This is a genomic window from Lactobacillus sp. M0393 (assembly GCF_016102025.1).
In the GTDB taxonomy this organism is placed as follows: domain Bacteria; phylum Bacillota; class Bacilli; order Lactobacillales; family Lactobacillaceae; genus Lactobacillus; species Lactobacillus melliventris.
In genome coordinates, this window is record NZ_JACFPK010000001.1 from 268,162 (window position 1) to 277,172 (window position 9,011).

Annotated in this window: 7 protein-coding genes and 1 rRNA gene; 6 read left to right on the forward strand and 2 right to left on the reverse strand. The window is 36.5% G+C overall.

The window, feature by feature from the left end; genetic code table 11:
- Window positions 1–255 precede the first annotated feature (255 nt).
- Window positions 256–1,815 carry an ATP-binding cassette domain-containing protein gene (locus H3R29_RS01310; RefSeq protein ID WP_198202343.1) on the forward strand — a complete coding sequence of 520 codons (1,560 nt, stop codon included), beginning with the start codon at window positions 256–258 and terminating at the stop codon, window positions 1,813–1,815.
- A 98-nt stretch (window positions 1,816–1,913) separates the two neighbouring features.
- Window positions 1,914–2,924, forward strand: coding sequence for a zinc ribbon domain-containing protein (locus H3R29_RS01315; RefSeq protein WP_122025671.1), 1,011 nt, complete (start codon window positions 1,914–1,916; stop codon window positions 2,922–2,924).
- 83 nt (window positions 2,925–3,007) lie between these two features.
- Here H3R29_RS01315 and H3R29_RS01320 read toward each other — a convergent pair whose 3' ends face one another.
- Together H3R29_RS01320 and H3R29_RS01325 are read right to left on the reverse strand one after the other, a co-directional pair.
- Window positions 3,008–4,384 (reverse strand): NAD-dependent succinate-semialdehyde dehydrogenase, encoded by a 1,377-nt coding sequence (locus H3R29_RS01320; RefSeq protein ID WP_198202344.1) that lies wholly within the window; start codon window positions 4,382–4,384, stop codon window positions 3,008–3,010.
- A gap of 119 nt (window positions 4,385–4,503) precedes the next feature.
- On the reverse strand, window positions 4,504–5,283 hold the full coding sequence (locus H3R29_RS01325) for an alpha/beta hydrolase (protein WP_198202345.1): 780 nt from the start codon (window positions 5,281–5,283) through the stop codon (window positions 4,504–4,506).
- Between the two features lie 195 nt (window positions 5,284–5,478).
- Here H3R29_RS01325 and H3R29_RS01330 point away from each other — a divergent pair, with 195 nt between their 5' ends.
- The 4 genes from H3R29_RS01330 to H3R29_RS01345 form a co-directional block, all read left to right on the forward strand.
- Window positions 5,479–6,084, forward strand: a complete 606-nt coding sequence (locus tag H3R29_RS01330) for a TVP38/TMEM64 family protein (RefSeq protein ID WP_110445626.1) — start codon at window positions 5,479–5,481, stop codon at window positions 6,082–6,084.
- The gene (locus H3R29_RS01335) at window positions 6,084–6,626 is read left to right on the forward strand and encodes a GNAT family N-acetyltransferase (protein ID WP_198202346.1); all 543 of its coding nucleotides are present in this window, start codon (window positions 6,084–6,086) and stop codon (window positions 6,624–6,626) included. Before H3R29_RS01330 ends, H3R29_RS01335 begins: the two co-directional genes overlap by 1 nt.
- Before the next feature lie 319 nt (window positions 6,627–6,945).
- A complete protein-coding gene (gene serS / locus H3R29_RS01340) occupies window positions 6,946–8,253 on the forward strand; it encodes a serine--tRNA ligase (protein ID WP_198202358.1) in 1,308 nt (435 codons plus the stop codon).
- A gap of 569 nt (window positions 8,254–8,822) precedes the next feature.
- Window positions 8,823–9,011: ribosomal RNA gene (locus H3R29_RS01345) — 16S ribosomal RNA — on the forward strand; the annotation flags it as partial.

Consider the following 9,011-nt stretch of genomic DNA (forward strand, 5'->3'; position numbering starts at 1 on the left):
ATTTTTTAATTCATTTACAAATGTTAATTAGTTATAGTATAATATTTTTAATTAAATTTTAAGTAGAAAGCAAGGAATACTGGCATGTCAAGACAAGTAAATAATCAATAAGCTCTAGTTGTAGTTTTAAATCAAGCACCACTTTTAATTTTTAACTCAACGTAGAGCGATCATAATTTATCAGGTAGAGTAATTTTAGCTGCTTATAATTGCGGTCTTACTTTACTAATTACGCGTATACATTGAGGTGTTATAGTGGAATTAATTAAAATAGATTATTTACAAATTGATGTAGCAGCTGCTAAACTGCTGACTGTCTCAAATTTGAGCATCAATTCTAGACAAAAAATTGGTTTAATTGGTAACAATGGTGCTGGTAAAACCACTTTAATGAAGATTCTGGCTCAAGAAAAATTGTCGGATTTATTTACTATTAAAGGTGCAGTTATTAACAATTGTAATTTTGCTTATGTTCCGCAATTGCTTGATGCTGGTGATAAGAGTGGCGGGCAAAGAGAGAAATTAGCTCTCAGTAGGGTCGTTGCCAAATTGAAAAATCTGCCTAAGGGCTTGCTGCTTTTGGACGAACCCACATCTAATTTGGATATTACGCAGCAACAATGGCTAATAAAGTTAATAAACAAAAGCAAAATTGCCTGTTTAATTATCAGCCATGACCAGAACTTTTTGAATAGTGTCTGTAATTCAATCTGGTATATTCAAAATCAAGAATTGCACAATTACTCAGGAACATATGAAGAGTTTCGCAGTTTTAGGCAAGATGAACAAAAACGAGCAGAAACGATTTATGAGCAAAAGGAAAAGCACCTTGAGCAGTTAAAGAGAAGTTATAATCAGCATTTTAATCAGATCAGAACTTTTGCTCGTAACAAAAAAGGACTTTCTTCATCAGATTGGCGGTCAAAGTCGCTGGGAAAACAAAAAACTGCAAATAATGTTATCAGAGCCAGTAAAAGTCTTGCTAACCGCATCAATAAGGAAAAAGAAGAACTAAAAAAGCCGCCAGTTCATCATGCAATTACCCTGAAAAATGGCAATAATGGGATAAGTGATCTGTCTATTTCTGCGAAAAGCAAGGCATTACGGCTAAAGAAACAACCGCTCAATGCTTATGGGCAACAGTTATTTAACCTTACGCAGGAAGTAAATCTTGCTTATGGTTCAAAAGTAGTTTTAACTGGGCAAAATGGTGTTGGCAAGACCGTTTTTCTAGAACAAGTTAAGGATAGGAAGCTGCATGGTTTTTATAGTCCGCAATTAAAAATAGGTTATTTTAACCAAAACATAGTTGCGAGCCAAACAGATAAAACTTTATTTGATTCTCTTTTTGCCACCAGTATCTTTACTGATAGTTCGACTATGCAGGTCTTGGGCGATTTGCATTTGCGCCAATATGGCGAGCACAAAATAAGTGATCTTAGTGGTGGCCAGCTTGTGTGTTTCAATTTAGCAAAAATAATTACCGGTCAATATAATTTGTTACTACTTGATGAACCCACAAACTTTTTAGATATTGCCTCTATTAATGCACTGGCGGAATTTGTGAGAGATTATCCGTTTGCTATGATACTGGTATCACATGATCAGGCATTTATTAGACAACTCAAAGTAAAAAAATGGCAAATCAAAAACAAACAATTAATAACTTCCGCAGCACAAAAAAAGAAGCCGCTAAGAAGCAATAATAATGAATTAGAATTGCTCAAATTTAAACTGGATCGATTAATGCTTGATTCGCAGGCTTCAATTGCTGAAATAAAGCAGGTTAAAGAACAAATTCAAAAATTACAGTAAAAAAATATTGTATTAAAATAACGATAAAGACCTTTTCCTTATCGCTATTTTTGTTTTATGATTAACGTATTATAATTATTGATTAAAGGAAGCTTCTCATGACTACTTGTCCAAACTGTGGTCGTCCCATTACTGATGTGGATGTTACCTGTCCTAATTGCCACTTTGATTTACAAAAATATCGTGAAACTTTTTTCACAGACCAACACGAAAAAGCTCATTTTGAAGACGAAAAAACCGCTAAAAAAATTGCCAGTCGTAAAGTGTACCGGCAAGAATTTTATCCGGAAAAACAAAATTCAGTTATTGAGCGCATGCTGCAATGGATTCATGTTAACAGCATGATTGTTTTTCTATTGGGAATTGCACTATTAATTATTATGAGTTTTTCCCGTAGTTTTGGCTGGATTTGCTTTTTTGCATTGCTCGTTTGGCTCTACTTTGTTTGTAGTCGTGCAGAAAAGATAGAGCGCTATACTGTGGATCTGCGATTAACACAAAAAGTAAATCAACTTGGGTCTAATATGTTTAATAATGTGGCTGAATCGAAAGAAAAAGTTAAAGCGAAAAGCAGATTGTCCCAAAAGGGTAATAGACATAAGGAGAACATTCAGGTAAACAAGCATTTTACCTTTGTCCAGCTTTTAGTCGTTTTACTAGCAGTTATCAACTTGATAGTTTTATTTACTGGATCGGGCGCATCTGTCTTAGATATGACTTACGGTCAAAAAATGTCAATTACACGAGTCACTTTCGGACTTGCTGGCAGACTTTTTTCTTCCAATGCCACATTGCTTTCTGGAGTTGTGCTTTGTGTAATTTGGCTAGTCATGGTTCTGATTCCGTTATTTATTATATACAATACTATGAGGGATACTAAAAAGAATAGGACAATTGCATTTATCCTTTCTCTAATTGAAACTGTGTTTCTAATATACCTTATATATAGAATGTCTAATAGCACACTGTCAAACCGGGGAATTTTACATAGCATCACCAGTCAGCTACTTTTATATGCGGTCTCAATTGGTGCGTCAACCTATTTCTTGATTTTGGCCAGCGTAATGACCACGGGACTAACGGGCTACAATCTGTTACGTCACCGTTAAAAAATGACAACAAAAAAGCTGATGAATTAACGTCTAATATAAACGCTACTCATCAGCTTTTTTAATTTATGCTCTTATACTAATTATTTGGTCGGCATAGAAATTACTAAATGCTGGTTGACGAAAGCCATCAAACCTAGGTCACTAAGTTCACGACCATAGCCTGATTTCTTGACACCACCGAATGGTAACTCAGCGGAACTGATCCATGTGCCATTAATTACTGTCATACCAGTTTCAATTTGTGCAGCTACATTTTGTGCACGTTTAATGTCGGAACTGATAACAGAAGAACCTAGACCGTAACTGGAATCGTTAGCTAAAGCAATAGCAGCATCTTCATCTTCTACTTCGTAAACGATAGCAACTGGGCCAAAGAACTCTTGGTCAAAGGCAGGATTATCACGATCAACATTGGTTAGAATGGTTGGACGGAAGAAGGCACCATCTGAATCAATTTCAGGATATTGGTAGAACACTTTTGCTCCTGCTGCAATAGCGTCATTTACTTGTTTAGTCAATTTTTCCTTAGCGGCTTGTGAATTCATTGGTGGTAAGGTAGTGGCTGGATCAAGCGGATCGCCTGCTTTTAAGCTAGAAAAGACCTTCTTTAATTCTTGCAATGTTTCTTCATAACGTGACTTAACAACAATAATCCGTTTGGAAGAAGTACATACCTGTCCGTCGTTATAGGTTCTGGCAGAACTAAGAGCCTGCTTCAAAACTTCAGGATCAGCGTCATCAAGAATGATGAAGGCATCATTACCTCCAAGTTCCATAGTCGATTTCTTCAGATTTTTACCCGCATTTTCTGCAACAGAAGAACCACCACGTTCTGAACCGGTTAGAGCTACTCCTTGAATTCTTGGATCTGCAATCATTTGATCAAGTTGATCATAACTTGGATACATATTAATTAGACTGCCTTCGGGTGCCCCAGCCTGTTTAATAATTTTAGCAATTAAAGCTGCAGAACCGGGAACATTGTGAGCGTGCTTCAGAATAATAGGATTACCAACGATAAAGTTAGGTGCAAATACTCTGATTACTTGATAAAGTGGAAAATTCCAAGGCTCACATGCCATTACAACGCCAGTAGCCTGCTTTAGGTAATATGCATCACCTAATTGAGAATCAATTGGTTCAGGTTTTAGCAATTCGGGACCCTTATCAGCAAAATAATCACAAATAGAGGCGCAAAGATCAACTTCACCTTCAGATTCGCCAATCATTTTACCCATTTCACGGGTCATGATTTCAGCCATTTCTTTTTTATGCTCGCGCAAACCATCAGCAATTTTGTGCAATGTTGCTGTTCGAGTCTCAGGCTCTTCATGACGCCATTTTTGGTAAAGTGCGTTAGTTAAATTTAGTGCATCTTCTATTTGTTCAGCTGTCGGGTTGTCGTAGCTGGCAAAATTTTCATTAGTGTAAGGATTAATAGATTGATATTTAGCCATAATGTTATCTCCTTAAAAATATTTGTAGGATAAGCTTATCAAAAATATAAAACGTTTTCATCAATTATTATAGCACATACAGAATATTTTACTAATAATTAGTAAGTAAATAATAAAAATTATTTTATTGCTTGCAAAAGATAATTTAATGAATATTCTAAATATTGATTAGCGTAAGACATCGCGTGTTTGGTGCCAGATATTATTTTTAAGTCAACCGCGTGATTATTTTGTGCTAAATAATTAACAAAATCGAGTAAATATGGAGTAGGCGATAGCTCATCCGCAGAATTAATCATTAATAACTGGTGTAAATTAGTGTAATCATAGGATTTAGCATCCATCTTTTTTAATGTTTCTTCATTTTCCGAGCCGGCATAAGCCAACGTAAAATATTTATAAAAAGCATTATTGATATCGTGTAAATCAGATAAGCCCAGTTCTTTGCGACCATCAATTGTAGGGGTGACATCCTGATGGTCTTTCATCCAGGCTGAATAACTAACAGGAGCCGACCAAGTAACAGTAGGGAAGCCATATTTACCTGCAATATTAAGTGCCATTGTGCCGCCACTGCTGGCGCCAATTTGGGTAATGTGGGGCTTTTTATTATTTACAAAGTCAGTTTTTAACAGCCATTCAACAAAGTTAATGCTGTCTTGGTGCGCAATCGGAAAAAGATGTTGTGGTGCAAGGGAATAATTAGGTGCAAAAACTATAAAGCCTTGGTCAGCCATTTTACTGCATAAGTCGTTGAAGCTGCTTTTGTCTCCCCGAAACCAGCCTCCCCCATGCCAAAACAACAAGATATCATTCAAATTATTGTTATCTGGTTGGTAAATATCTGTTTGCAATTTTCTTTGTTTATCGTAAGTAACGTCAGTGCTAATTTGGGTCATTAAGTTTTCCTCCAAAAATTATATTATTAATACCTATTATACTTTAACTGAAAGCTGTACTTGCTTTAAAACCAGCTTCCTTTTATTTTTAGAAGCGAAATATTTAAATTATTTAAATATTAGTATTTAATGAATTAAAAACTAATCACGCTGCATATTTTTTGGTAAAATGAGGCTTAACATTGGAGGTAAGTTATGCATCTGTCTGCTAAAGCTAGTCGAAGATTAATCAATATTCTGACCGTTGTCAGTGGGATTATCATTATTCTTTTGTGTATTTATTGGTACAAAATAGGAATATTTACTAGTCAAGCTAAAATGAAAGCATATTTGGCTAATAAGAGAATAATTGGACCCATTATTTTTGTTTTGATTCAAATAATTCAGGTTGTTATTCCTATTATTCCTGGCGGGGTCTCACTTCTGGGTGGAGTTATCTTCTTTGGACCAGTAGCCGGATTTATTTATAACTATGTCGGAATCTGCGTTGGCTCGATCATTAACTTCTTTTTAGCGCGTTTTTATGGTAGACCGTTTATTCTCCATATCGTTTCTGAAAAAACTCTTGATAAATATATGAAGTGGACCAAAAACCAGCGTAAGTTTAACTGGTTTTTTGCGATCTGTATTGTTGCACCAATGGCACCGGATGATGTTCTCTGTCTTTTAGCTGGTTTAACCGATATGAAGTTCTGGACTTATTTTTGGATAATTATCTTAGGTAAGCCTTGGACTATTCTTGCTTATAGCTTCGCACTTGATTTCGGCATGGACTGGTTGCTCAAACTGGTTGGTCACTAATGGTCAGTCGCGTTTATTTACGGCCATTTAATCTAGCCGATGCACCAACTTTACTTAAATGGGGCCAAGATGAATATTATCAGCGTTTAGCCGGCTTTGGTCATTATCAAAATTTAGCAGAAGCTGAAGTTGCTGTAGGACAGTATGCTGCTAGAAAATATAGTTATGGCATTTGTTTGAGTAATTCGCAGCAGTTAATTGGCTTAGTTGAACTATATAATAGGGGAACTAACGAAGAAGAGCTGCTGCATACTAAAGAAGTTGGTTTCTTGCTTGATAAAGATTTTTCCGGTCACGGGTATATGACGGAATCTTTAAAAATACTTTTTGACTATGCCTTCAAAAAGCTTGATCAGTCGGAAATTTGGGCTGGGACTTATCAAAATAATACCCGTTCACAAAATTTACTTGCTCGTTTAGGCTTTAAGCTGGTTTATTCGGTTGATCTGAGTAAAGTAAGTAGTCTTTTCAAATATCAAGAGGATTTTTTCTTGTTGAAAAAATCAGGTTGGCTTGATCTTGAGCAAAAACTTAAATTTTGAAAGCAACCTTTTTACTAAAAATTGTAAAAAACATTAAAACTTATTTGCTAAAAAATGCATAATAGCTTAAAATAATATCCAAACACGGAATCCTAAGACTGATTAAGAGAGTTCGCATAGTGGTGTAAGCGAATAGAAGTCGTTTCCAGATTCCATTTATGTGGGTAATTAATAGTTACACGGCACGCGGCATCGTTATCGCCGACTTAATGAAGTGCAGCTTAATTTAGCTGAAACTGGGTGGTACCGCGAAGCCATGTATGAGCCAATTCGTCCCAATTTGATGGGAAGAGTTGGCTTTTTTTGTGGAGGTAAAAAGATGCTGGATATTAAGGTGATTCGCGAGAATCTTGCTTGGGCCAAGGATAAACTTGGCAGACGTGGCGTTAAGCCGGAAGAATTGGATGAATTAGTCAAAATTGACGCTGATCGGCGTGAAGAACTGAACCGCAGCGAGCAGTTAAAAGCAGAGCGTAATACAGTTTCAAAAGAAATTGCTGCAATAAAAAGGAATAAAGAAGATGCTTCTGCTGCAGTTCAAAAAATGCGTGAAGTTGGACAGGAAATTAAGGAACTTGATGATAAGGTTGCCAAATTAACTGAAAAGCAAAATTATATTTTGTTGCGGTTGCCTAACTTTCCCGATGATTCTGACCCAATCGGACCCGACGAAAGTTATAATGAAGAAGTTCGTAAATGGCATGAGCCAACTAAACTAGCTTTCAAGCCTAAAGCACACTGGGATATTGGTACAGATTTAGATATCTTGGACTGGGACAGAGGTGCTAAAGTTTCAGGTGCCCGCTTTGTCTATTATAAAGGTGCCGGTGCTTTACTTGAACGAGCTGTATTTAACTTTTTCCTTGATGAAAACACTAAGGAAGGGTATACCGAAATCATTCCGCCATATTTAGTTAATGATGAATCAATGCAAGGTACAGGACAATTCCCTAAGTTCCGCGAAGATGTTTATACCATCGTTGATAATGATAATCCGGACAAACCCAGGGATCTAACTTTGATTCCTACTGCAGAAGTACCGCTTGTTAACTATTTCCGTGATGAAATTATTCATGGTGACAAGCTGCCGATCAATGTTACTGCATTGTCACCAGCATTTAGAAGCGAAGCTGGTTCAGCTGGACGTGATACGCGTGGCTTAATTAGAATGCACGAGTTTAGAAAAGTCGAAATGGTAAAAATTTGTAAGCAGGAAGATTCATGGGATGAATTAGAAAAACTGACTCATAACGCCGAACATTTACTGCAAAAACTAGATTTGCCATATCATGTAGTTGCTTTATCTACTGGGGATGCCAGTTTTACTAGTGCCAAGACTTATGATCTGGAAGTTTGGATGCCAGCTCAAGATAAATATCGTGAAATTTCTAGTTGCTCGAACTGTACTGACTTCCAGGCTCGTCGTGCACAAATTCGTTACCGTGACGAAGATGGTAAACTGCATTTAGCACATACTCTCAACGGCTCAGGTTTGGCTGTTGGCAGAACTGTTGCCGCAATTTTAGAAAACTATCAAAATGAAGATGGCACAGTCACTGTACCAGAAGTTTTGGTTCCTTATATGAACGGAATGACAAAAATTACTAAAGAAGAAACTTTAATTTAGAGAAATAATTATTTTTTGCGTGAGTTTAATAAACTTGCGCTTTTTTTGTAAAAAATTTTGCTGCAATACTTGAAAAAAATGATGAAATTACGAATAATTAGCAAATTGGTCTAGTCATAAAAACGAAAAATTGCAGTATCAGATATTAGACAAAACTAATTTGATTACGAATTTACTTAAATAACGAACAAAATGATTGATTTGACGAATTAAGAGAAAAAGAGTAAGGTATTACTTGTGTTTGAGCGAGTTACGACAAATAACAAGTTCAAAACAAAATCAAGCAAAAGCAGTTGACAAAAGACAATTGTTTTAGTAAGATAATAAACGCTGTCCGGTAAGACGGCAAAAATGAGTCAGAAAAAAGTGCTTGACAAAAACGCTTGAATCTGGCAAAATAAATAAGCTGCTTTAGAGCAGCAGGTAGTACCTTGAAAACTGAACAATGTTTTCGCAAAAATGTGCGGGTTTAAAGAACCCAAAACAAAAGAGCGAAGTCAATTTCGCAAGCAAATAAATCCGAGATGCGAATCTTGGAACGAATGAGCAAACATTCAAACAAACATTTAAAAAATGAGAGTTTGATCCTGGCTCAGGACGAACGCTGGCGGCGTGCCTAATACATGCAAGTCGAGCGAGCAATTTTGACAGAATACTTCGGTAGGAAGTCAGAAGCGCGAGCGGCGGATGGGTGAGTAACACGTGGGCAACCTGCCCTTTAGCTTGGGATACCACTTGGAAACAGGTGCTAATACCAA

Bases quoted from the DNA above. Each gene is read 5' to 3' on its own strand.
- H3R29_RS01320 (WP_198202344.1), bottom strand. From the start codon at position 4,384: ATGGCTAAATATCAATCTATTAATCCTTACACTAATGAAAATTTTGCC.
- serS (WP_198202358.1), top strand. From the start codon at position 6,946: ATGCTGGATATTAAGGTGATTCGCGAGAATCTTGCTTGGGCCAAGGAT.
- H3R29_RS01330 (WP_110445626.1), top strand. From the start codon at position 5,479: ATGCATCTGTCTGCTAAAGCTAGTCGAAGATTAATCAATATTCTGACC.
- H3R29_RS01325 (WP_198202345.1), bottom strand. From the start codon at position 5,283: ATGACCCAAATTAGCACTGACGTTACTTACGATAAACAAAGAAAATTG.
- H3R29_RS01335 (WP_198202346.1), top strand. From the start codon at position 6,084: ATGGTCAGTCGCGTTTATTTACGGCCATTTAATCTAGCCGATGCACCA.
- H3R29_RS01315 (WP_122025671.1), top strand. From the start codon at position 1,914: ATGACTACTTGTCCAAACTGTGGTCGTCCCATTACTGATGTGGATGTT.